We start from the raw sequence: 22,626 nt of genomic DNA, 5'->3' as shown, positions 1-22,626 counted from the left end.
GATCACGGATGCCTTCACTTAAGGATCTGAAAAACCGGATCGCCTCCGTCAAGGCGACGCAGAAGATCACCAAGGCGATGAAAATGGTCGCCGCGGCGAAGCTTCGGCGTGCGCAGGAGGCGGCCGAGGCCGCCCGGCCTTATTCGCAGCGCATGGGTGCGGTTCTGGCGAACATCGCCAAGGCCGTCACCGATGCCGACGGCGCACCGACGCTGATGACCGGCACCGGCCAGGACAAGGTCCATCTGCTGGTGGTCTGCACGGCCGAACGTGGTCTTTGCGGCGGTTTCAACTCGCAGATCGCACGCTTTGCACGCGAACATGTCCGCAAGCTGCTTGCCGAAGGCAAAACGGTGAAGATCTTCACCGTCGGCAAGAAGGGTTACGACATCCTTCGCCGCGAATTCGCCTCGCTCATCATCGAGCGTAAGGAGTTGCGCGACGTCAAGCGCGTCGGCTTCGAGAATGCGGACCAGATCGGCAAGCGCGTCATCGAGATGTATGCTGCCGGCGAATTCGACGTCTGCACGCTGTTCTATTCCGAGTTCAAGTCGGTGATCAGTCAGATTCCGACGGCGCAGCAGCTCATCCCGGCTTCAACGGGAGCTGTGCAGACCGAAGATGCCGCACATGCAGGCGCCGTCTACGAATACGAGCCGGATCCGGCATCGATCCTCGAAGATCTGATCCCGCGCAACATCTCCGTCCAGGTCTTCCGCGCGCTCCTTGAGAACGTCGCGGGCGAGATGGGCGCCAAGATGAGCGCTATGGACAATGCGACGCGTAATGCCGGTGAGATGATCAACAAGCTGACGCTGAGCTACAACCGCCAGCGTCAGGCGCAGATCACCAAGGAACTCATTGAAATCATTTCGGGCGCGGAAGCGCTCTGAGGCTAGGAAAAGAGGGTCAGAAAATGGCTGAGGCAGCTACCCCCAAGATCGGCTCTGTCGGCAGAGTCACCCAGGTTATCGGCGCCGTCGTCGACGTTGCTTTCGAAGGCGAACTGCCGAAGATCCTGAACGCGCTGGAAACCACCAACAACGGCAACCGCCTGGTTCTCGAAGTTGCGCAGCACCTTGGCGAAAACGTCGTCCGTACCATCGCGATGGACTCGAGCGAAGGTCTCGTTCGCGGCCAGGAAGTCGCCGATACCGGCGCTCCGATCATGGTTCCGGTCGGTAACGAGACGCTCGGCCGCATCATGAACGTCATCGGCGAGCCGGTCGACGAAGCCGGTCCGCTGGTCACCGCTCACAAGCGCGCCATCCACCAGGATGCGCCGTCCTATGTCGAGCAGTCGACGGAATCGCAGATCCTCGTCACCGGCATCAAGGTCGTCGATCTTCTGGCTCCTTATGCACGCGGCGGCAAGATCGGCCTCTTCGGCGGTGCCGGCGTCGGCAAGACCGTTCTGATCATGGAACTGATCAATAACGTCGCCAAGGCGCATGGTGGTTACTCGGTTTTCGCAGGCGTCGGTGAACGTACCCGCGAAGGCAACGACCTCTACCACGAAATGATCGAATCGAACGTCAACAAGCATGGCGGCGGCGAAGGCTCGAAGGCGGCACTTGTTTACGGTCAGATGAACGAACCGCCGGGCGCCCGCGCCCGCGTCGCCCTGACCGGTCTGACGGTTGCCGAACACTTCCGCGACCAGGGCCAGGACGTTCTGTTCTTCGTCGACAACATCTTCCGCTTCACGCAGGCAGGTTCCGAAGTGTCGGCTCTGCTCGGCCGCATCCCGTCGGCCGTCGGTTATCAGCCGACGCTCGCAACCGACATGGGCCAGATGCAGGAGCGCATCACCACCACGACGACCGGCTCGATCACCTCGGTTCAGGCCATCTACGTTCCGGCCGACGACTTGACCGACCCGGCCCCGGCGACCTCGTTTGCTCACCTTGACGCAACGACGGTTCTGTCGCGCTCAATCGCTGAAAAGGGCATCTACCCGGCGGTCGATCCGCTCGACTCGACGTCGCGCATGCTCGATCCGATGGTCGTCGGTGAAGAACATTACGACGTCGCCCGCAAGGTGCAGTCGACGCTGCAGCGCTACAAGGCCCTGCAGGACATCATCGCGATCCTTGGCATGGACGAACTGTCCGAAGAGGACAAGATTGCCGTCGCCCGCGCCCGCAAGATCGAGCGTTTCCTGTCGCAGCCGTTCTTCGTCGCCGAAGTCTTCACCGGCTCGCCGGGCAAGCTGGTTGCTCTCGAAGACACGATCAAGGGCTTCAAGGGCCTCGTCAACGGCGAATACGATCATCTGCCGGAAGCTGCCTTCTACATGGTCGGCTCGATGGAAGAAGCGGTCGAAAAGGCCAAGAAGCTCGCAGCTGCTTAATGAGCGATGCGCTAGACGAGATATTCTGCTGCGACTCCTTGAAAGGGGTCGTGGCGGATCTTCCGGAACCAGCAGCGCCGACCGTCTATCGCGCCGATAATGGCGTGCTGATGATGGTGGTGGGTCTGGTCCAGAGCGAGGAAGGCCTCGGTTATCTCGACCAAGCGATAATGCACTGCCCGTTCTGCGGGACTAAATTGCAAGATGCGAAAGCCATAGCCGAGAAGGTAAGTCACTGATGGCTGACAATTTCAACTTTGAGCTCGTTTCGCCGGAGCGTCTGCTGCTGTCGGAGATGGTGACCGAGGTCGTCATCCCCGCGACTGAAGGCGAGATGACGGTCATGGCAAACCATGCGCCGACGATGACGACGATCAAGCCGGGTGTCGTGAGCGTGCGTTCGGCCTCCGGCAAGAAGCAGGACTATGTGGTGTTCGGCGGTTTTGCCGATATCCTGCCGACCGGCTGCACATTGCTTGCCGAATCCGCGGTTCCGGTCGAGGAACTGCACAAGGACGAGCTGACCCGTCGCATCGAGGCCGCCCGAAAGGAACTCGAACATGCCGAGCTGCACGAACACAAGTCGAAGCTCGAGCATTTCATCATGGAACTGACGCACCTGCGAGGCGTCGTTCAGCAGGATTGATTACAATCGGTAAAATCAGTGAAAAGCGGCCGCGATGGCCGCTTTTTTGTTTCTTCCTTCATCTGTCGGTGTGCGGAAAATCCGCGCTGTCAGCCGAGCTGAAATGAAGAAGCGGCCGCAGCACTTCAAAGTGCTGCAGCGTTCTTTGCGGGTCTGAAAAGATGCGAGCGCTGTAGGACCGCCTACCTCTGGCAGCGTTGCCGGATCGTCTCAGAAGCCGGTGCCGCCGCGGAGCTCGATAACGACCGTCTTGAACAGGATCTTCAGGTCGAGCAGCAGGCTGAAATTCCTGACATAATAAATATCGCAGGCGATGCGAGCGCGAGCTGCCAGCGGCCGCGCCGTCGGGCCGCGCCAGCCGCGCGTTTGCGCCAGGCCGGTGATGCCGGGGCGCATGATGTGGCGGTAATGGTAGTCCGGCACCAGTTCCTCGTAGAGCCGGCCGGCTGCCCGCATATTGATGGCGTGGCAGCGTGGGCCGACCAACGACATCTCACCCCTGAGAACGTTGAAAAGCTGCGGCAGCTCGTCGATATTGGTCTTGCGGAGCAGCGAGCCGATGCCTGTCACCCGGCTGTCACCCTTGACGGTCTGTTGAATGCCGCTCGGATCGCAAGCTTCCGCGCGCATCGACCGGAACTTGAAGACCGTGATCTTCCGGCCGTTCAGGCCCCAGCGGATCTGGCGGAAAAACACCGGACCGCCATCGTCGAGTTTGATGAAAAGAGCAATTGCCAGAAAAAGCGGCGCCAGCACGATGAGGGCGCTGACTGAGGCGACGATGTCGATCAACCGCTTCACGGTGAGCCGCACAGCCATCTTTCTTTCGATAAGGGAAAAGCTATCCGGCTGGCGAACGTTGGAGTTCGCTATAACCAGGGTCTTGGTTTTGTCCTGACGCTGAGACGGATCGAAGCGTGGATTCGTCTTCGAAGTAAAAGCATTCATTACGCAAGGTCCACAAGTTTAGATGCGATACTGAACAACATGGAGACAAATACATGGTCACGTATCGTTTGTCATCGGTATAAATAAGAATTTGATAACCCTAAAGACACCAAAAATGGGAGTATTCGGCGTTAACCTTAACGCCTGTAGTTGCGCTTACGGGAAATTTATACTTTGAAAGGAGTAGCCCGATTGGATTGACGCGATGTCAGCCCGTTGCCGAAATGGATCGCCGGTCTTTCCAACAGGTAGTAGCTGAGGCTTGCGATGAGAAGGATGAGGGCTGCCGCCAGTCCGCAAGATTGCAGCCAGCCGGTGACGACATTTTCAGAGGAAAAGCCGAACGAGCCCCGATCGAGCCTCTGGATCAATAACAGGATGATCTCCTGCCAGATATAGATGCCAAAGGAGATCTTCGCGATATAGCGGACCGGAGCATTGTCGAGCAGCCTGCCCAGGTGTTGCGAATGACTGAGCGAAACGAGCGCCGTTGCGACCGCCAGCGGAAAGACCGGAAAACCGTAGGGGATTTCGAGCCAGCCGTAAGCTTCGGGAGAGCCGCCGGGCGATATGACGAGGCGGTAGGCGGCAATGGCGAAGGCCAGCAGCGCTGCGGCATCGAACCAGGAGGAGAGTCTTCTTGGCAGCATGACCTCGACGCCGGCGGCAAACGCGCCGAGCGCGAAGACGGCAAAGAAGCCGATCGGGTTATATCTCGGCATCCATTCCTTCGCCCCGCCCTGCAGGCCGTACTGCCAGCCGCGTTCGATGTCGTCGAGCGGAAAGAGGGTCAGGATCAGCACATGGGTGAGGAGTACGCCCGTGATGACGCAAAGCCAAGCGAAACGGGCGAGCAACGGGCGCCGCCTCAGGAGAGGCAAACGAAACAGCAGGAGGAAGCAGATCGGCAGGAGCACATAGCTGGTGACCTCGAAGGGAATGGACCAGAGCGGCCCGTCGGCTTCGACAGGAAACAAGGTGCGCCAATGCCACTGGCTCATGAACAGCAGCCCGGAGACGTAGCGGAGCACAAGCTCAGGCGTCAGCGGCAAGGCAAGCAGCGTCAGGCTGAGCGCGAAGCCGACGGTGGCGGCGAACCAGAAGCCCGGAGCGATGCGCGCCGCCCTGCGGATCGTGTAATGCCGTAGGCTTGGCATGTCGCTGCCCGCGTCGAGCGCGCGCCAGAAGGGATGGGCTAGCAGAAAGCCGCTGAGCACGAAGAAGACGGCGACGCCGAAATTGCCGAAGCGGAGGATGTTTGCGGTCGGTCCGAGTTCCTCTGGGATTCTGCGCATATCCAGCCGCAGTGCAAAGTGGTGGGCGAGCACCAGCAGACAGGCCGTCGCGCGCAGAAAGTCCGCTCCGGCCAGTCTCTCCTGTTGTCGCATCCTGTCTCCCCACCTTGCCCAGGGCACGATGCCGAAAAGTGTGAGCGGTTTTCGGCATCATGCTCCGAGTCTGGGACTTTGCAGCGGAAAGCCGCCATGGGCAAGGCAGGCGTTGGGCTCAGTCGAGAAGTTCGTTGGTATAATAGGTGGAAAAGTCCGGCTTCTCCTTGAGTGCGGCGCCATTGGCATCGACCAGAATGCCATTCTCCATCAGGAAGCTGCCGAGGGCCTCGGCCTTTGCCGGGTCGAGCTTACCGATCACACCAGCCTCGGATTTCAGGAAGTGCCCCTCGATCAATGCCTTCTGGGAAGCCTTTACCAGTTCCGTATTCATCAGTGCGCCGTTGCTTCCGGAGATCAGCAGGTCGCAGGCTTCGTCGGGATGGTCGATGGAGTAGGCATAACCATTTCGTGTCGCCTGGATGAAGGCGCGGGCGTGTTCCCGACTTGCGGAGAGATAGGCGTCGCTGGAGACGATGACCGTCGTCTGCTCGTCGGGGATGCCATAATCGGAATAGTGGAAGCGGCCGATCTTCCGGTTTTCCAGTTCGGCGGCGATGCCTTCCCAGGTGTAGATCTCCAGCGTGAAATCGATCGAGCCATTGTCCAGCGCCTCGTAAGCGGAGGTGCCGAGGGTGACGGTCTTGACGTCGCCTTTACCGCCATCATTGCGGATCATCGCGGAGATCAGCGCGCTCTCCCAGGTGCCGCCAAAGCCGCCATAGGTCTTGCCGTCGAGGTCTTTCGGGCTCTTGATGTCGTCGCGTCCGCCCTTGAAGATCAGGCGTGCGGTTTCCGTCTGGACGACGCCGTAGACCATCTTCACGTCACCGCCGCCAGCGCGCTGCGTCAGGGTCTCGATCTCGCTGCTGATGCCGAAATCGGCAACGCCGTTCGACACCAGCGTTCCGGCGCTGGTATCGGTGAAGGGAAGAATCTCGACATCGAGCCCGGCATCGGCATAAAAGCCCTTCGCCTTGGCGACATAGATACCGATATGGTTGGTGTTGGGCGTCCAGTCGAGCGCGATGCGAACCTTTGCGGGCGCCGATTGGGCGAAGGCCGGGCGGCCGGCGAGGCTTGCCGCGATGGCGGCGAAGATCGTCTGGCGACGGGTGAGACGCAGCATGGTGACCTCCTCAGGTCTCTAGAGCATGATGCCGAAAAGTGTGAGCGGTTTTCGGACGACATCATGCTCTAACTCTTTAAATTAGAACAGGATTCAGATTTTAGGCCGACCGGCCTAAAATCATCCTGTTCCAGCGGATGAAGCAGGGTTTGCAGGATTTCGGTTTCGATCGCTTGGGCCGCCGGCGAGCCTAGATCGGCAATGCTTCTCGGACGGGGCAGGGGAACGCGGAATTCGCGGATGATACGCGCCGGACGAGCCGAAAGCACGTAGATCCGGTCGGAGAGGAAGACTGCCTCGCGAACATCATGAGTGATCAGCAGCGCCGTCCAACGGTGTTCCGTCCACATGCCCTGCAGCCATTCCTGGATCTGCGTGCGCGTCAGCGCGTCCAGCGCGCCGAAAGGCTCGTCGAGCAGCAACATGTCCTGGGTCTGGACGACGGTGCGCAGCAGCGCGGCACGCTGGCGCATACCGCCTGACAGTTCGGAGGGATAGTGATGCTCGAAGCCTGCGAGGCCGAAGCGCTCGAACAGAGGCGCGACGGCGGCACGGGCCGCGCGGCGGCTCATGCCGCGCACCTCAAGGCCGAGTGCGGCATTGTCGATGATCCGGCGCCAGGGCATCAGCGCATCGCGCTGCGGCATGAAGGCGAAGGAATGCGGCGCCTGTTCCAGCGGCGCGCCCTTAAAAATCATGGTGCCGGAATCGGGCCGAAGCGCCTGTGTCAGCAATCTCAGTACCGTCGATTTTCCGGAGCCGGATGGGCCGACGATCGAAACGAACTCGCCGTCTGCGACCGTGAGCGAGATGTCGCCCAGCACCTTCATGCCGTCGAAGGACTTCGAGATGTTGCGCAGTTCAACCATTGCATCGCTCATCGGCGCAGCTCCCCGGATTGTTGCCAGGGCATGACGAGGCGCTGGATCAATAGCGTCGCTCCGAAGAGGCAGAGTGTCAGCACGGCGCTGACGACGACGGCGGCGAGCACGAGATCGGGGCGGAAATTGTTCTTGGCGTTGAGGATATAGATGCCGAGGCCGCGGGCGGCGCCGGCATATTCGGCAAAGATCGCGCCGACGACGGCATAGGTGATCGAGATTCTGAGGCCGGCGAAGAAATAGGGTAGCGAGGAGGGAAGCCGTGCCAGACGGAAAATGCGCCAGCGGCTCGCCTTCATCGAATTCAGCAATTCGGCGATGTCGCGGTCGGTCGATTCATAGCCCTGCAGCAAGGCGACGAGCAGTGGGAAGAAGGTGACGAGCGCCACCAGCAGGATCTTCGGCAACAGGCCGAAGCCGAACCAGAGGACGACGAGGGGGGCGATTGCCACCAGCGGCAGGGTCTGGCTGGCGATGAAGATCGGCAGCAATGCCCGGCGCATGAAGGGCACGAAATCCATGAGGATCGAGGCGGCGAAGGCGAAGGCAAGCGACAGGGCGAAACCACCGAGTGTCGCGCCGAGCGTCGGCCAGGTGTTTGATATCAGCGCCTCGCGGTTCAGCCAACCCTGGATGACGATGCGCGACGGCGCCGGCAGGATGGACGGTTTGATGCCGGAGAGATCGACATAGAGTTCCCATGCCGCCAAGAAGGCGCAGCCGGCGAGCAAGGCGGGTATGCCCCGGTAGAGAGCGGCGCGGAGCGCGGCAAGGCGCGATTCCGATGGTTTTGACGGTGTCATCAGCGTTCGATTTCAAGCTTTCGTCGGCTGCTGCATAATTCCTTAAATCGAAATCGATTTAAGGAATTATGCAGCAAATTTAAGATGCTACAGCGTCCTTTGCGCGTCTGAAAAGACGCGCGGCGCTGTATTGGCGGACACCGTGATGTCGAGGGTCACATGCCCTTCGGGGTCGCCGAAGCGAAAGAAGGCCTCGCGAATGGTGGCGAAGACGGCGCCGGCATCGCCAGAGAGCCTGGTGCAGAAATTCTTGGCGCGGTCGAAGGTGCCGGAGCGCTTCAGGAAGTCGATGCAGCCATAGATCTCGCCCATATGGGTATCGGTTCCCATGACGTAGAGCGAGAATTGCGCAGCGGTCGGCTGTCCGGTTTCGGCGGTGATTTCAACGGCGGCAAGTGCGGCTGTTATACGCTCGGCAAGCGGCTCCGCCTGGCCGAGGGAGGGGCTGACGCCGCAGATGGCGTCGTCGGACTCGCCGGGGCAGCCGCGTGAAATGGCAGCGGACAGCACGCAATGCTCGCCGGTCTTTGCGGCAGCGACGAAAAGGTCGTGCATGGCGGCGAAGAGAATGTCAGGCGGGCCGACCAGCAGTGTGGAGATGTCATCGGTCTCGATGCGCAGCCGGTCGTGATAGGGATCCAGCGCCTTGACGGCATCGAGAATGATGCCGACGAAATTGTCGGACATCGGATAGAGTGACACTTGTGCGCCTGAAAACATCTGAACCTCGCTCCGCTGGCATTACCCAGATCAGCTTTGAAGGGTCCAGAGGCTTGCGCCTCACATCTCAGCCCCGGCAATACGGAGCTCCCCTGTTATTTGCGCGGAAACTATCACCGGGGTTTTCTCCCCGCAACCGCAAAATTGCGAACCCGTCCGTGCGGTCGGAATGTGCAGGATGTGACGGAAAACACCCGGGCGGAGGATCTGCCCGGGTGTTCCCAATGGTTCCGTACCTGCCGGGAACGGAACCGGAGCTATCTGGCTCAGGCGGCTAGCGCATAACCCCGAAAATCGGAATCGATTTTCGGAAAGGATTATGCGCAGATTCAAGTGATAGCGCGTCTTCACCGCGTCTGATGTCGATATCAAATTGTGGGAAGCGGAGGAGCTCCTGAGTCAGCCATTTGACCACCCGGTCGCAGATGCGGCCCTCTCTTGTGCTTCCGTAGATGACAGCCAGCCTGGTGGGTGTTTGCATGCGTCGCTCCTTATTGCGATTGGACTTTACGATTGCAGGAGCAAGGGTTATAAAACCTCAACTAATCTTGAGGTCAAGAGGCAATGGATACAATTCCGGCAGCGCCGCTCGGCAAGCTCCTGATGGTCGGCGAAGTGGCGGAGCGCAGCGGCCTCGCCGTCTCGGCGTTGCATTTTTACGAGACCAAGGGGCTGATCTCGAGCATCCGCTCCCGCGGCAATCAGCGGCGCTATGGGCGCGATGTGCTTCGCCGGCTCGGCATCATCAAGGTGGCGCAGCGTGTCGGCATTCCGCTTTCGGAAATCCAGGCAGCGTTCGAGTCCCTGCCGCAAGGACGCACGCCGACCGTCGCCGACTGGCAGACGCTGTCGGCGCTGTGGAAGGATGATCTCGACGCGCGAATCAGGCGGCTTAGCCTGCTGCGCGACCGTCTGACCGGCTGCATCGGCTGCGGCTGCCTGTCGATCGAAAGCTGTCCGTTGCGCAATCCCTGCGACCGGCTCGGCAAGGAAGGGCCGGGCGCGCGGCTTCTGGAGACCGAAAGCTAGAACCGAACTTTGGTAAAGAGACCAAAGTCTCCTGGAAAGATCGATGCGCGCCTTTCTTTCGGTCGGCGCGCTCATATGTTAAGGGCGATTGACGCAACCGGCGGCACTGTCCGCGAGGAGGACGGCTTCGTGTTCCATCCCAGACTGTTCGAAAATCGCAATGTCGTGGTGACCGGCGCCGGCCGCGGCATCGGTCTTGAAGTGGCCCGGCAGTTCCTGGACTGCGGCGCGAAGGTGATCGTCCATACCGGGCGCAAGCCGGGACGCGACCTGCCGGATTTCCTGCTGACGGCTGAATCCGAAAGACGGGCGCTGCTGCTTAATGCCGATTTCTCTGCAATCGGTGGCGCCGCGCAATTTGCCGAGGATGTTCTCGCCTTCTTCGATAAGGTCGATGTGCTCGTCAACAATGCCGGCACCATGCTTGGTCGTTTTCCCGCTGCCACACTCACCGATGCAGAATATGAGGCGGTCGTGCGGCTCAACCAGACATCGGTGGTGGCGCTGACGCGGGCGCTGCTGCCGGCATTGAAGGCGGCTAGTGGCGCTGCCATCGTCAATACCGTTTCGATTTCGGCGCTGACCGGCGGCAGCCCCGGTTCCTCGATCTATTCGGCTTCGAAAGCCTTCGTTGCAACCTATTCCAAGGCGCTTGCCCGTGAGCTTGCACCGGACGGAATCCGCGTCAATTGCGTGTCGCCGGGAACGATCGAGACGGATTTCCATGAGCGCTATTCCTCCCGCGAAAAGCTGGAGCAGACGAGAAAATCCATCCCCCTGCAGCGGCTCGGCACGGCGGAGGATTGTGCTCCCGCCTATCTGTTCCTTGCGGCTCCCTCGCTCTCGGGCTACATCACCGGCCAGGTGGTCGAGATCAACGGCGGTCAGCTTATCTGCTGATTTGTTTGGACCTTACAGCATCGGCAATGTCAGCGTGCTTGCCTTCCTGGAATCGCTGTTCGATCTTTTTCCGGCTGCGGAAAGCAGTTGGCGGTTGCCCTTGCGGAGCAGGGCTGTTGCGTCAAAGATGAACTGACCCGGATGATGTCACGCCGGATCGGGAGACCGGATGATCGACAAGCTGGAATTCTTTATCGCCCTTGCCAATGAAAAGCATTTTGGCCGTGCCGCGGAGGAGTGCGGGATCTCGCAGCCGACGCTTTCGGCGGCCATCCGGCAGCTCGAGGATCAGCTTGGCGTCATGCTGGTGCAGCGCGGTTCGCGGTTCCAGGGACTGACGCCGGAGGGGCAGCGCGTGCTCGAATGGGCCCGGCGCATCGTCGGCGATGCCCGCACCATGCGCGAGGAGATGCGCGCCGCGCGCCGCGGCCTTTCCGGCCACATCCGCCTCGCCGCCATTCCGACCGCACTCGCCATGCTGTCGCGCATCACCACGCCCTTTCAGGAGCGGCATCCCGGCGTGACTTTCTCGATCGTCTCGCGGAATTCGTTGCAGGTGCTGAGCATGCTCGAAAACCTCGAAATCGATGCCGGCATCACCTATCTCGAAAACGAGCCGCTCGGCCGCGTCACGACCGTTCCCCTCTATGCCGAGCGCTATAATCTGATCACGGCTGCCGGCAGCCCGCTATCTGATCGCGACAACGTGACCTGGCGGGAGATCGGCGACCTTCGGCTTTGTCTATTGACTGCCGACATGCAGAACCGCCGCATCATCAACCGCCACTTGACGGAAGCGGGCGCCACAGCGCATCCGACGCTCGAATCCAACTCGATGATCGTGCTGTTCTCGCATGTCAGGACCGGGCGCTGGGCGAGCATCATGCCGCGCAACGTCGCCAAATCTTTCGGATTTCCAGTGGAAATCCGCATGATCCCGATCGTCGAGCCGGAGGCGCATCATCTGGTCGGCCTTGTCGCGCCTTATCGCGAGCCCTTCACGCCGCTTGTCTCGGCCTTGTTGCATGAGGCAAGAGTGCTCGTGCAAGATGAAGAACTTTGATAGGAAAAACCTATCGATCCACGGGATAGCTTTATTGATCGCCGGCTGCTTCCCTGAGATGCTGCTTGTGGAATAGCACTCGGCCGGGGGAGGCCCGCTATTTCGCAACGAGCAAGCCGCTGGGAGGGCTGCCCTATGACCATTCATATCGCCGAAGGCGATATTGCAGCACGCACCCGAGCCATCGTCGCCGATCTTCGCTTTCTCGAAGGGCCGCTGCTTCCCATTCTGCACGAGGTTCAGCAAGAATTCGGCTATGTGCCGCAGGAATCCATGCCTGTTATCGCGGAGGAATTGAACCTCTCCCGCGCCGAGGTGCATGGTGTGGTGACCTTCTATCACGACTATCGCGACCATCCCGCCGGCCGGCACGTGCTGAAGCTCTGTCGCGCCGAAGCCTGTCAGTCGATGGGCGGCGATGCGCTGGCCGAACGCGTCAAGGCGCTCCTCGGCATCGATTTTCATCAGACGACGCTCGATGGCGGCGTGACGCTGGAGCCGGTCTACTGTCTCGGCCTCTGCGCCTGCGCGCCGGCGGCGATGCTCGACGGCGAGGTCTATGGCCGGGTCGACGATCAGACGGCGGCGGAACTCGTCGCGGAGGCACGCCGATGACGGTCAGGATATATGTTCCGCGCGATGCCGCAGCGCTGGCGCTTGGAGCCGAAAAGGTGGCAAAGGCGATTGCCCAGGAGATCGCCGCCCGCGGCTTCGATGCCGAGATCGTGCGCAACGGCTCGCGCGGAATGTTCTGGCTGGAGCCGCTGGTCGAGGTCGAGGTTGCCGGCAAGCGTATCGGCTACGGGTCGGTGAAGGCGAGGGATGTGCCCGATCTGTTCGATGCCGGGATGATTGATGGAGGCGAGCATCGGCTCTGTCTCGGGGAGGTTGAAGACCTCCCGTTCCTCAAGGAACAGACCCGCCTGACCTTCGCCCGCTGCGGCGTCACCGATCCGCTTTCGCTTGGCGATTACGAGGCGCATGGTGGTCTTGCCGGCCTTCGCCGCGCCGTTTCGATGACACCAGTCGATATCGTCAAGGAAATTACCGATTCCGGCTTGCGCGGACGCGGCGGCGCCGGCTTTCCAACAGGCATCAAGTGGAAGACGGTTCTCGATGCCGCCGGCGAACGCAAATATATCGTCTGCAATGCCGATGAGGGCGACAGCGGCACCTTTGCCGACCGGATGATCATGGAGGGCGATCCCTTCGTGCTGATCGAAGGCATGGCGATATCAGGGCTTGCGACCGGGGCGACCAAGGGTTTCGTCTATACGCGTTCGGAATATCCGCATGCGATCTCTGTCATGACCGAGGCCGTCGGCATCGCGCGCCAGGCCGGCATTCTCGGATTATCGGTGCTCGGCTCTGGCCGCGCCTTCGATATCGAGGTGCGCACCGGGGCCGGCGCTTATGTCTGCGGTGAGGAGACGGCGCTGCTGAACAGTCTCGAAGGCAAGCGTGGCATCGTACGTGCCAAGCCACCGCTGCCGGCGCATAAGGGGCTGTTTAACTGTCCGACCGTCATCAACAATGTGATCTCGCTGGCTTCGGTGCCGGTCATCATGGAAAAGGGTGCAGCCTTCTACCGCGATTTCGGCATGGGCCGCTCACGCGGCACCATCCCGCTGCAGATTGCCGGCAATGTCAGATATGGCGGCCTCTTTGAGACGGCCTTCGGTCTTTCGCTCGGAGATATCGTCGAAAGGATCGGTGGAGGGACGGTGACGGGACGGCCAGTCAAGGCCGTGCAGGTCGGCGGACCGCTCGGCGCCTATTTCCCGAGGGCGCTGTTCGACACGCCGTTCGACTATGAATCCTTCGCCGCCAAAGACGGGCTGATCGGCCATGCCGGCATCGTCGTCTTCGACGACACCGCCGATATGCTGAAGCAGGCGCGTTTCGCGATGGAATTCTGCGCCGTCGAAAGCTGCGGCAAGTGCACGCCCTGCCGCATCGGCTCGACACGCGGCGTGGAAACGGCCGACAAGATCGCTCACGGTATCGAGCCGGAGAAGAACCGGGTGCTGCTTGCCGATCTCTGCAATACGATGAAATTCGGTTCGCTCTGTGCGCTGGGTGGTTTCACACCCTATCCGGTCATGAGTGCCATGACGCATTTCCCGGAGGATTTTTCGCCGGCACCAATAGCGGAGGCCGCGGAATGACGGGTTTTTCTCCAACCTTGCCCCTCACCCTAACCTTCTCCCCGCTTGCGGGGAGAAGGTGCCGGCAGGCGGATGAGGGGCACGCCCCGAGGCGTCCGACAAGGAAATCTATCGGAGGAGCAATCCATGTCTCTCATCCATGAAATCGACTACGGCACCCCGGCTTCGAAATCCGAGGCCATGGTGACGCTCACCATCGACGGGCAGCAGATCAGCGTGCCGGAGGGCACCTCGATCATGCGCGCATCGATGGAGGCCGGTATCAAGGTGCCGAAGCTCTGTGCCACAGATATGGTCGACGCTTTCGGCTCCTGCCGACTCTGCCTCGTCGAGATCGAGGGCCGCAACGGCACGCCCTCCTCCTGCACGACGCCGGTGGCGGCAAACATGGTGGTGCACACGCAGACGGGGCGATTGAAGGATATCCGCCGCGGCGTGATGGAACTCTATATCTCCGACCATCCGCTTGACTGTCTCACCTGTGCGGCCAACGGCGATTGCGAGTTGCAGGATATGGCGGGCGCCGTCGGCCTGCGCGATGTGCGCTACGGCTATGAGGGCGACAATCACGTCAAGGCGCGCAGCAATGGCGACATCAATCTGAAATGGATGCCGAAGGACGAATCCAATCCCTATTTCACCTATGATCCCTCCAAATGCATCGTCTGTTCGCGCTGCGTGCGCGCCTGCGAGGAAGTGCAGGGAACCTTCGCGCTGACGATCGAGGGCCGTGGTTTCGGCTCGCGCGTTTCGCCGGGCATGCACGAGCATTTCATCGATTCCGAATGCGTCTCCTGCGGCGCCTGCGTCCAGGCCTGCCCGACGGCCACGCTGACGGAGAAGTCGGTAATTCAGATCGGCCAACCGGAACATTCGGCTGTGACGACCTGCGCCTATTGCGGCGTCGGCTGTTCCTTCAAGGCGGAGATGCGCGGCGAGGAACTGGTGCGCATGGTGCCGTGGAAGGATGGCCAGGCCAATCGCGGCCATTCCTGCGTCAAGGGCCGTTTCGCCTATGGCTACTCCACCCACAAGGACCGCATCCTCAATCCGATGATCCGGGAAAAGGTCAGCGATCCCTGGCGGGAAGTGAGCTGGGATGAAGCCTTCGCGCATGTCGCGATGGAGTTCCGCCGCATCCAGTATCAATACGGCCGCGAGGCGATTGGCGGCATCACCTCGTCGCGCTGCACCAATGAGGAAACGTATCTGGTGCAGAAGCTGATCCGCGCCGGCTTCGGCAACAACAATGTCGATACCTGCGCCCGCGTCTGCCATTCGCCGACCGGTTACGGCCTCGGCCAGACCTTCGGCACGTCGGCGGGCACGCAGGATTTCGACAGCGTCGAGCATTCCGACGTCGTCATCGTCATCGGCGCCAATCCGACCGACGGGCATCCGGTGTTCGGCTCGCGGCTGAAGAAGCGGCTGCGCCAGGGCGCCAAGCTCATCGTCATCGATCCGCGCCGCACCGATATCGTCCGCTCGCCGCATATCGAGGCATCCTATCACCTGCCGCTGAAGCCCGGCACCAATGTCGCGGTCATGACGGCGTTGGCGCATGTGATCGTCACCGAAGGGCTCTTTGACGAGACGTTCATCCGCGAGCGCTGCGACTGGTCTGAGTTCGAGGACTGGGCGGCCTTCGTCGCCGAGCCGCAGCACAGTCCCGAAGAGACCGAGATCTTCACCGGCGTGCCGGCGGCGGATCTGCGCGGTGCGGCAAGGCTCTATGCCAAGGGCGGCAATGGCGCGATCTATTATGGCCTCGGCGTCACCGAACACAGCCAGGGCTCGACCACGGTGATCGCGATCGCCAACCTGGCGATGGCGACCGGCAATATCGGCCGTCCCGGCGTCGGTGTGAATCCGCTGCGCGGCCAGAACAATGTGCAGGGCTCCTGCGACATGGGTTCCTTCCCGCACGAACTGCCGGGCTACCGGCACATTTCCGACGATGCGACGCGCGATATCTTCGAAAAGCTCTGGGGCGTGAAGCTCAACAACGAGCCGGGCCTGCGTATTCCGAACATGCTGGATGCAGCAGTCGACGGCTCCTTCAAAGGCATCTACATCCAGGGCGAAGACATCCTCCAGTCCGATCCCGATACCAAACATGTCGCGGCCGGACTTGCGGCGATGGAATGCGTCGTCGTGCAGGACCTGTTCCTCAACGAGACCGCCAATTACGCTCATGTCTTCCTGCCGGGCTCGACCTTCCTCGAGAAGGACGGCACCTTCACCAATGCCGAACGCCGCATCAATCGCGTGCGCAAGGTGATGTCGCCGCGCAACGGCTATGGCGATTGGGAAGTGACGCAGAAGCTTGCCCAGGCAATGGGGCTCGACTGGAATTACACCCATCCGTCGGAGATCATGGACGAGATCGCCGCGACGACGCCCAGTTTCGCAATGGTCTCCTACGACTATCTCGACAAAATGGGCTCGGTGCAGTGGCCCTGCAACGAGAAGAACCCGCTCGGTTCGCCGATCATGCATGTCAACGGCTTCGTGCGCGGCAAGGGCAAGTTCATCCGCACCGAATATGTGGCGACCGACGAGCGTACCGGTCCGCGCTTCCCGCTGCTTCTCACTACCGGCCGTATCCTCAGCCAGTACAATGTCGGGGCGCAGACACGGCGGACCGAGAATGTCGTCTGGCATGCGGAAGACCGGCTGGAAATCCATCCGCACGATGCCGAGCAGCGCGGCGTTCGCGACGGCGACTGGGTAAAGCTCGGCAGCCGCTCCGGCGACACCACGCTCAGGGCGCTGATCACCGACCGCGTCGCGCCGGGTGTCGTCTATACGACCTTCCATCATCCCACGACGCAGGCGAACGTTATCACCACCGATTTCTCGGACTGGGCGACGAACTGCCCGGAATACAAGGTGACGGCGGTGCAGGTCTCGCCCTCCAACGGGCCGAGCGAATGGCAACTCGAATATGACGAGCAGGCGCGGCAATCGCGCCGCATCGCCGGCAAGCTCGAGGCTGCGGAGTGACAATGCGGGGGCGGCTCTGTAAACAGGAACGCGCATCATGACCTTCACCGTCACCGCCCGTGCGCCCGAAACCGCCCGCCGCAACGGCATCCTCCAGACCAGTTCGCGCATCGTGCCGGAAGAGGTGCCGATCGCTTTTTCCTATGGCGGCAGTTCTCATGCGGTGATGATGGCAACGCCTGATGATCTCGAGGATTTTGCGGTCGGATTCAGCCTGACCGAAGGGATCATCACCAGGCCGGCGGAGATATCGGGCATCGAGGTCGTCGAGGGTGAGCAGGGGATCGATGTGCAGGTGAGTCTGGTCGACGACGTCGCCGATCGGCTGGGGGCACGACGCCGCAGCATGGCGGGACCGGTCGGCTGCGGGCTCTGCGGCATCGAATCGATCGAACAGGCGGTACGGCCGGTGCCTGACGTTTCGACATCGCCCTTGGCGCTGTCGCATGCGGATATCGTCCGCGCCGTTTCGCTTCTGAACGAGGCACAGCCGCTGCATCGTGAGACGCGGGCGGTGCATGGCGCCGGTTTCTATCTTCCCGGCAGGGGGCTGATTGCCGTGCGCGAAGATGTCGGCCGGCACAATGCGCTGGACAAGCTCTGCGGCGCCGTCATCGGTGCCAGTGAACGAGGCGGGGACGGCGCCGTCGTCGTCACCAGCCGACTTTCCGTCGAGATGGTGCAGAAGGCGGCGATCCTCGGCAGTCCGGTGCTCATCGCCATATCGGCGCCGACGGCTCTCGCCATCCGCACGGCCGAAGAAGCCGGCATGACGCTCGTCGCGCTGGTGCGTGGCGAGGATTTCGAGATCTTCACCCACCCGCACCGCATCTCGCCCGGAAGCATTGCCGATGTCGCATGATACCAAGACCAAGCTCGTCTATATGGCAAACCAGATCGCCACCTTCTTCAAGAGCCAGCCGCAAAGCGAGGCCGCGCAGGGGGTCGCCACCCATATCAATAAATTCTGGGACCCGCGCATGCGGCGGCAATTGTTCGAAATTCTGGAGAATGAGGAGAATGGCCTGGATGCACTCGTGCTTCAGGCCGTTCCTCTGATCAGAAAACCGGAGCCGGTGACACACCAGGTCCCATAGCCAGCATTGGGCCCATGCGGGAGGGGGCAGGAGCACGCTGCTTGCGTATGCCGGTCACAATAAGTCTGAATCAAGCCAGGTCTGAATCAAGGAGGAGTTGTTCATGACAGCAGCGGGAACACGTACAGACGGGGCGTTGGCGGGGGTAGGCCTGCTCGATCGTGAAAGGATCGTCGCAAGGCCGGGGTTCAATCGGTGGCTGGTGCCGCCGGCAGCGCTCGCCATTCATCTCTGCATCGGCATGGCCTATGGTTTCAGTGTGTTCTGGCTACCGCTTTCCAAGTCGCTCGGCATCACGGCCTCGACGGCCTGCCCCGATCTGACACTCGCCTCGGCGCTGTTCACCACGACCTGCGACTGGCGCGTTGCCGACCTCGGCTGGATCTATACGCTGTTCTTCGTTCTGCTTGGTTCGTCCGCCGCCATCTGGGGCGGCTGGCTCGAGCGGGCCGGTCCGCGCAAGGCGGGCGTCGTTTCCGCCTGCTGCTGGTGCGGCGGCATCATTCTTGCCGCGATCGGCGTCATCACTCATCAGCTCTGGATGATGTGGCTCGGCGCCGGCGTCATCGGCGGCATCGGCCTTGGCCTCGGTTACATCTCGCCGGTCTCGACGCTGATCAAGTGGTTTCCAGACCGGCGCGGCATGGCGACCGGCATGGCGATCATGGGCTTCGGCGGCGGTGCGATGATCGGCGCGCCGCTCGCCAACCTGCTGATGAATGCCTTCAAGACCGACAGTTCGGTCGGTGTCTGGCAGACCTTCATCGTCATGGCGGTGATCTATTTCGTCTTCATGATGGGCGGCGCCTTCGGCTATCGCATTCCGCCGGCCGGCTGGCGCCCCGAGGGTTGGACACCGCCTGCGGCCAAGAGCACGATGATCACCACCAGACATGTGCACCTCGGCGATGCCCACAAGACCAAGCAGTTCTGGCTGATCTGGGCGGTGCTTTGCCTCAACGTTTCAGCTGGTATCGGCGTTATCGGCATGGCCTCGCCGATGCTGCAGGAAATCTTCGCCGGCTCGCTGATCGGCCTGCCGGATGTCGGCTTCGCCCAGCTTGACGCCGGGCAGAAGGCATCGATTGCCACGATCGCCGCCGGATTCGCCGGCTTGCTGTCGCTCTTCAACATCGGCGGACGGTTCTTCTGGGCGTCGCTGTCCGACAAGATCGGCCGCAAGAATACCTATTATTGCTTCTTCGTCCTCGGCATCGTTCTCTATACGCTGGCGCCCACCTTCGCGGGCATGGGCAACAAGGCGCTGTTCGTTCTTTCCTTCGGCATCATCCTGTCGATGTATGGCGGCGGCTTTGCGACGATCCCGGCCTATCTTGCCGATATTTTCGGTACGCAGTTCGTCGGCGCCATCCACGGCCGGCTGCTGACGGCCTGGGCAACGGCCGGCATCGTCGGGCCTGTCGTCGTCAACTATATCCGCGAAGCACAGATCGCCGCCGGCGTTGCGCCCGGGCCAACCCTCTATACCGGCACCATGTACATCCTCGCCGGCATGCTCGCGCTAGGGCTCGTCGCCAATGCGCTGATCAGGCCGCTTTCGGACAAATGGTTCATGTCGGATGATGAGGTCGCTGCGCTGCAGGCGAAGTCGGCGGCCGTCAATGCCGGGCCGACGGGTTCCTTCGGCATCGGCACAGGCGGACTGGATGCCAAGGCGATGCTTGCCTGGGCCGTTGTCGGCATTCCGCTGCTCTGGGGCGTGTGGGTGACGCTGAGGGCGACCTTCGCGCTGTTCGGGTAAGCAATCGAAGCGCGTCGCCCGACATCAGTCGGCGACGCGCTTTCAGAACTCTTCCCAGCTCTGGGCTGTTGCTGCGCCGGCGCCGTGCGCCTTTGCGACACGTAAAACGAGATGCGACGCCGGGGAAACCGTTTGTCTTGCCTCATGCTTGCCGGACGTCTGGGTCTGACCCGGCAGACGGAACTTCGTCAGCAGGACACGCAGCGTTTCGGCTTCCCTCGCAAGACTGTGGCTGGCCGCGGTGCTCTCCTCGACCATCGCGGCATTCTGCTGGGTTGCCTGATCCAGCGTATTGACCGCCTGGTTGATTTCCTTAAGGCCGGTTGCCTGTTCCCTGGAGGCTTCGACGATGGCGACGACATTGCTGTCGATATCGCCGACCTGCGCGACGATCTCTTCGAGCGCCTTACCAGTCTGGCCGACAAGGCCGACGCCGTTCCTGACATGCTCGCCCGATGCGTTGATCAGCGCCTTGATCTCCTTGGCGGCCTTGGCGGAGCGCTGGGCGAGTTCCCGCACCTCCTGGGCCACCACGGCGAAGCCCTTACCGGTTTCACCGGCGCGGGCCGCCTCGACGCCGGCATTTAATGCCAGGAGGTTGGTCTGGAAGGCAATATCATCGATGACGCTGATGATGTTGGTGATCTCGCGCGAGGACTGTTCGATCTGGCCCATGGCGGCGACGGCATTGCTGACAACGACACCGGATTGCTCGGCGCCCTGCTTGGTCATTGCGACGAGGCGGCCGGCTTCATCGGCGCGACGGCTGGAATCGTTTACGGTCGTGGTGATCTCTTCCAGCGCGGCTGCGGTTTCTTCGATGGATGCGGCTTGCTGTTCCGTCCGCTTGGAGAAGGAATCCGCCGATGTGCCTATCTCGCGTGAGCCGGCGGCGATCGCGCTGGCATTCTCGCCAATCGTCTTCATCGTCTCGGCAAGACCCTTGATCGCGGTGTTGAAATCGTGGCGCAATTGCTCCATCGAGGGGACGAAGGGCGTGTCCACCGTCCTTGTCAGATCACCTTCGGACAGCTGACGCAGCGCGTTGCCGAGCAGAGAAATCGCGCTCATGCGCTGGGTGACGTCGGTTGCGAACTTCACGACCTTGTAGACCTTGCCGTCGGCATCGACGATCGGGTTATAAGCCGCCTGGATCCAGATTTCGCGGCCGTCCTTGCCGAAGCGGACGAATTCGTTGGCAATGAATTCGCCGCTGGCGAGACGCCGCCAGAAATTGTCGTAATCCTCGGTGCGCGTATAGGCCGGCTCGCAGAACATGCGGTGGTGCTTGCCGGTGATCTCGGCCAAGGAATATCCCAAAGCTTTGCAGAAATTCTCGTTCGCGGTCAGGATCTCGCCCTTCGGGGTGAATTCGATCACTGCCTGCGAGCGCGAGATCGCCTCCAGCTTGCCGGAATCCTCGATCGCCTGCTTCTTGGCGGCAGTGATATCGGCGGCGAATTTCACCACCTTGAATGGCTTTCCGCCCTTGAAAAAAGGATTGTAAGAAGCCTGGATCCATATCTCGCTGTTGCCCTTGGCAAGGCGCTTGTATGCGCCGGCATCATATTCGCCGCGCCCGAGCCGCGCCCAGAATGCGCGATATTCAATGGTTGCCGTGTAGGTCGGCTCGCAGAACATGCTGTGATGTTTGCCGACGATCTCGTCTAGGCGATAACCAAGCGCGCTGCAGAAATTCTCGTTCGCCTTGAGAATATTTCCCTCGAGGTCGAATTCGATGATGGCCTGCGATTTGGAAATGGCGTCGAGAACGTACGTCGAATCAGATGATAGACCAAACATTCCTGTGCCCATGAGATGAGCAGCTTCCGCTGCTACGGCTGGTAAAGCGAAGCCGGTCGGGCGAGGAATACCGGTGCCGGAAAACAACCGCTAACGGTTATCTTTCCTGCCCATCGGAAAACGTGTCATCCTTATGCTTCGCAACCCATGATGATGCGGCATGGTTAATATCCGGTATAGACGGCATTACTAACCTTTGGAGAGCAGAAAAAAGATAGTCGCTGCTGAAGGTTGCTTGTGATGCCGCAATAAAAAACCGCCTACAGCGGGCGGCTTTCTAATACTCGATTGTATTGTCCGAATCAGGCGGCCAATTCATCCGTCTCGTTTTCCTTGAACATCTTGGCAAGGTTCAGGAAGCAGATCATGCCATTTTCCGAAGCAATGATGCCTTCGCAATAGGCGCGGTCGAAGGAGGCGGTCACCTCAGGCACCGGCTGGACCTGGCTGGAGGAGATGGTGAGAATATCCGAGACGCGGTCGACCAGCATACCGATGACCATGCTGTGGACCTCGGCGACGACGATGGCGCTGCGCTCGTTGGCGACCGTGCTCTTCATGCCGAGCTTGAAAGCCAGATCGATAATCGGGATCACCGAGCCGCGCAGGTTCATGACGCCGATGACGTCAGCCGGGGCATGCGGGATCGGCGTCGACGGCGCCCAACCGCGGATTTCGCGGATGGTCGTGGTCTTGACGCAGAATTCCTGGTCATGCAGGCGGAAGGCAATGATTTCGAGCGTATCGCCGCTGAAGTTAGTCGAATTGATCGTGGCCATTAGAATTCTTCCCAACTATCGTAAGCCAGGGCAGAAGCGGATGCGCCACCATTGGCGCGGACAAGCTTTGCCTTCATACCACGCGATGGCTTCGCGCTCGGCGAAGCATCGTTACGGTTATCGATGACTCTAGCGAAAGAGTGTTGCCCAA

21 protein-coding genes, 1 pseudogene and 1 riboswitch are annotated in these 22,626 nt (G+C 61.1%); of the genes and pseudogenes, 13 read left to right on the top strand and 9 right to left on the bottom strand.

Annotated features, from left to right (window positions below; translation table 11 throughout):
- The first annotated feature begins 8 nt into the window (after positions 1 to 8).
- From V8P77_RS18775 to V8P77_RS18760, 4 genes are read left to right on the top strand one after another with little or no spacing between them, the layout of a single operon-like run.
- Positions 9 to 893, top strand: a complete 885-nt coding sequence (locus V8P77_RS18775) for a F0F1 ATP synthase subunit gamma (RefSeq protein ID WP_335913753.1) — start codon at positions 9 to 11, stop codon at positions 891 to 893.
- A 23-nt stretch (positions 894 to 916) separates the two neighbouring features.
- Complete coding sequence (gene atpD / locus V8P77_RS18770) at positions 917 to 2,353, top strand: F0F1 ATP synthase subunit beta (protein WP_017966276.1); 1,437 nt, start codon at positions 917 to 919, stop codon at positions 2,351 to 2,353.
- Positions 2,353 to 2,592, top strand: a complete 240-nt coding sequence (locus V8P77_RS18765) for a hypothetical protein (protein WP_003543462.1) — start codon at positions 2,353 to 2,355, stop codon at positions 2,590 to 2,592. The genes atpD and V8P77_RS18765 overlap by 1 nt, the downstream gene beginning before the upstream one ends.
- A complete protein-coding gene (locus V8P77_RS18760; protein ID WP_012759246.1) occupies positions 2,592 to 2,999 on the top strand; it encodes a F0F1 ATP synthase subunit epsilon in 408 nt (135 codons plus the stop codon). Before V8P77_RS18765 ends, V8P77_RS18760 begins: the two co-directional genes overlap by 1 nt.
- Positions 3,000 to 3,209: 210 nt before the next feature.
- Here the strand turns inward: V8P77_RS18760 and V8P77_RS18755 are convergent, their stop codons facing one another.
- The 7 genes and pseudogenes from V8P77_RS18755 to V8P77_RS18725 all read right to left on the bottom strand — a co-directional run.
- Complete coding sequence (locus V8P77_RS18755) at positions 3,210 to 3,947, bottom strand: sugar transferase (protein WP_335913752.1); 738 nt, start codon at positions 3,945 to 3,947, stop codon at positions 3,210 to 3,212.
- Positions 3,948 to 4,114: 167 nt separating this feature from the next.
- On the bottom strand, positions 4,115 to 5,335 hold the full coding sequence (locus V8P77_RS18750) for an acyltransferase family protein (protein ID WP_335913751.1): 1,221 nt from the start codon (positions 5,333 to 5,335) through the stop codon (positions 4,115 to 4,117).
- A gap of 118 nt (positions 5,336 to 5,453) precedes the next feature.
- Entirely contained in the window at positions 5,454 to 6,464 is a 1,011-nt protein-coding gene (locus tag V8P77_RS18745) for an ABC transporter substrate-binding protein (protein WP_335913750.1), read from the bottom strand.
- A gap of 68 nt (positions 6,465 to 6,532) precedes the next feature.
- A complete protein-coding gene (locus V8P77_RS18740) occupies positions 6,533 to 7,345 on the bottom strand; it encodes an ABC transporter ATP-binding protein (protein ID WP_335913749.1) in 813 nt (270 codons plus the stop codon).
- Positions 7,342 to 8,148, bottom strand: coding sequence for an ABC transporter permease (locus V8P77_RS18735; protein WP_164053082.1), 807 nt, complete (start codon positions 8,146 to 8,148; stop codon positions 7,342 to 7,344). The genes V8P77_RS18740 and V8P77_RS18735 overlap by 4 nt, the downstream gene beginning before the upstream one ends.
- An 87-nt stretch (positions 8,149 to 8,235) precedes the next feature.
- On the bottom strand, positions 8,236 to 8,868 hold the full coding sequence (locus V8P77_RS18730; RefSeq protein WP_335913748.1) for a YkoF family thiamine/hydroxymethylpyrimidine-binding protein: 633 nt from the start codon (positions 8,866 to 8,868) through the stop codon (positions 8,236 to 8,238).
- Positions 8,859 to 8,972, bottom strand: a riboswitch (TPP riboswitch). Its footprint overlaps the gene before it by 10 nt.
- 254 nt (positions 8,973 to 9,226) lie before the next feature.
- Positions 9,227 to 9,349: pseudogene (locus V8P77_RS18725) on the bottom strand (FMN reductase); the annotation flags it as partial.
- An 83-nt stretch (positions 9,350 to 9,432) separates the two neighbouring features.
- Here V8P77_RS18725 and soxR point away from each other — a divergent pair.
- From soxR to V8P77_RS18680, 9 genes are all read left to right on the top strand, one after another.
- Positions 9,433 to 9,897: a redox-sensitive transcriptional activator SoxR gene (gene soxR, locus V8P77_RS18720; RefSeq protein ID WP_335913747.1), complete on the top strand. Its 465-nt coding sequence runs from the start codon at positions 9,433 to 9,435 to the stop codon at positions 9,895 to 9,897.
- Between the two features lie 129 nt (positions 9,898 to 10,026).
- Positions 10,027 to 10,797 carry an SDR family NAD(P)-dependent oxidoreductase gene (locus V8P77_RS18715; RefSeq protein ID WP_335913746.1) on the top strand — a complete coding sequence of 257 codons (771 nt, stop codon included), beginning with the start codon at positions 10,027 to 10,029 and terminating at the stop codon, positions 10,795 to 10,797.
- Positions 10,798 to 10,966: 169 nt separating this feature from the next.
- On the top strand, positions 10,967 to 11,860 hold the full coding sequence (locus V8P77_RS18710; RefSeq protein ID WP_003543441.1) for a LysR family transcriptional regulator: 894 nt from the start codon (positions 10,967 to 10,969) through the stop codon (positions 11,858 to 11,860).
- Between the two features lie 135 nt (positions 11,861 to 11,995).
- Positions 11,996 to 12,475, top strand: a complete 480-nt coding sequence (locus V8P77_RS18705) for a formate dehydrogenase subunit gamma (RefSeq protein ID WP_335913745.1) — start codon at positions 11,996 to 11,998, stop codon at positions 12,473 to 12,475.
- Positions 12,472 to 14,028, top strand: a complete 1,557-nt coding sequence (locus V8P77_RS18700; protein WP_335913744.1) for a formate dehydrogenase beta subunit — start codon at positions 12,472 to 12,474, stop codon at positions 14,026 to 14,028. Before V8P77_RS18705 ends, V8P77_RS18700 begins: the two co-directional genes overlap by 4 nt.
- A gap of 126 nt (positions 14,029 to 14,154) precedes the next feature.
- Positions 14,155 to 17,034, top strand: a complete 2,880-nt coding sequence (gene fdhF / locus V8P77_RS18695; protein WP_335913743.1) for a formate dehydrogenase subunit alpha — start codon at positions 14,155 to 14,157, stop codon at positions 17,032 to 17,034.
- Between the two features lie 37 nt (positions 17,035 to 17,071).
- On the top strand, positions 17,072 to 17,896 hold the full coding sequence (gene fdhD, locus V8P77_RS18690; RefSeq protein WP_335913742.1) for a formate dehydrogenase accessory sulfurtransferase FdhD: 825 nt from the start codon (positions 17,072 to 17,074) through the stop codon (positions 17,894 to 17,896).
- On the top strand, positions 17,886 to 18,131 hold the full coding sequence (locus V8P77_RS18685) for a formate dehydrogenase subunit delta (protein WP_012759231.1): 246 nt from the start codon (positions 17,886 to 17,888) through the stop codon (positions 18,129 to 18,131). The genes fdhD and V8P77_RS18685 overlap by 11 nt, the downstream gene beginning before the upstream one ends.
- Before the next feature lie 103 nt (positions 18,132 to 18,234).
- Entirely contained in the window at positions 18,235 to 19,893 is a 1,659-nt protein-coding gene (locus tag V8P77_RS18680; RefSeq protein WP_335913741.1) for an OFA family MFS transporter, read from the top strand.
- A 42-nt stretch (positions 19,894 to 19,935) separates the two neighbouring features.
- On the opposite strand, the gene V8P77_RS18675 is transcribed toward V8P77_RS18680, so the two are convergent.
- Positions 19,936 to 21,696: a methyl-accepting chemotaxis protein gene (locus tag V8P77_RS18675; RefSeq protein WP_335913739.1), complete on the bottom strand. Its 1,761-nt coding sequence runs from the start codon at positions 21,694 to 21,696 to the stop codon at positions 19,936 to 19,938.
- Positions 21,697 to 21,998: 302 nt separating this feature from the next.
- Positions 21,999 to 22,475 carry a chemotaxis protein CheW gene (locus tag V8P77_RS18670; protein ID WP_003543427.1) on the bottom strand — a complete coding sequence of 159 codons (477 nt, stop codon included), beginning with the start codon at positions 22,473 to 22,475 and terminating at the stop codon, positions 21,999 to 22,001.
- Between the last annotated feature and the right edge of the window lie 151 nt (positions 22,476 to 22,626).

Origin of the sequence: Rhizobium aouanii, from assembly GCF_037002925.1 — a bacterium.
GTDB classification, from domain to species: domain Bacteria; phylum Pseudomonadota; class Alphaproteobacteria; order Rhizobiales; family Rhizobiaceae; genus Rhizobium; species Rhizobium aouanii.
This window is presented reverse-complemented; position numbering and strand designations above follow the sequence as displayed.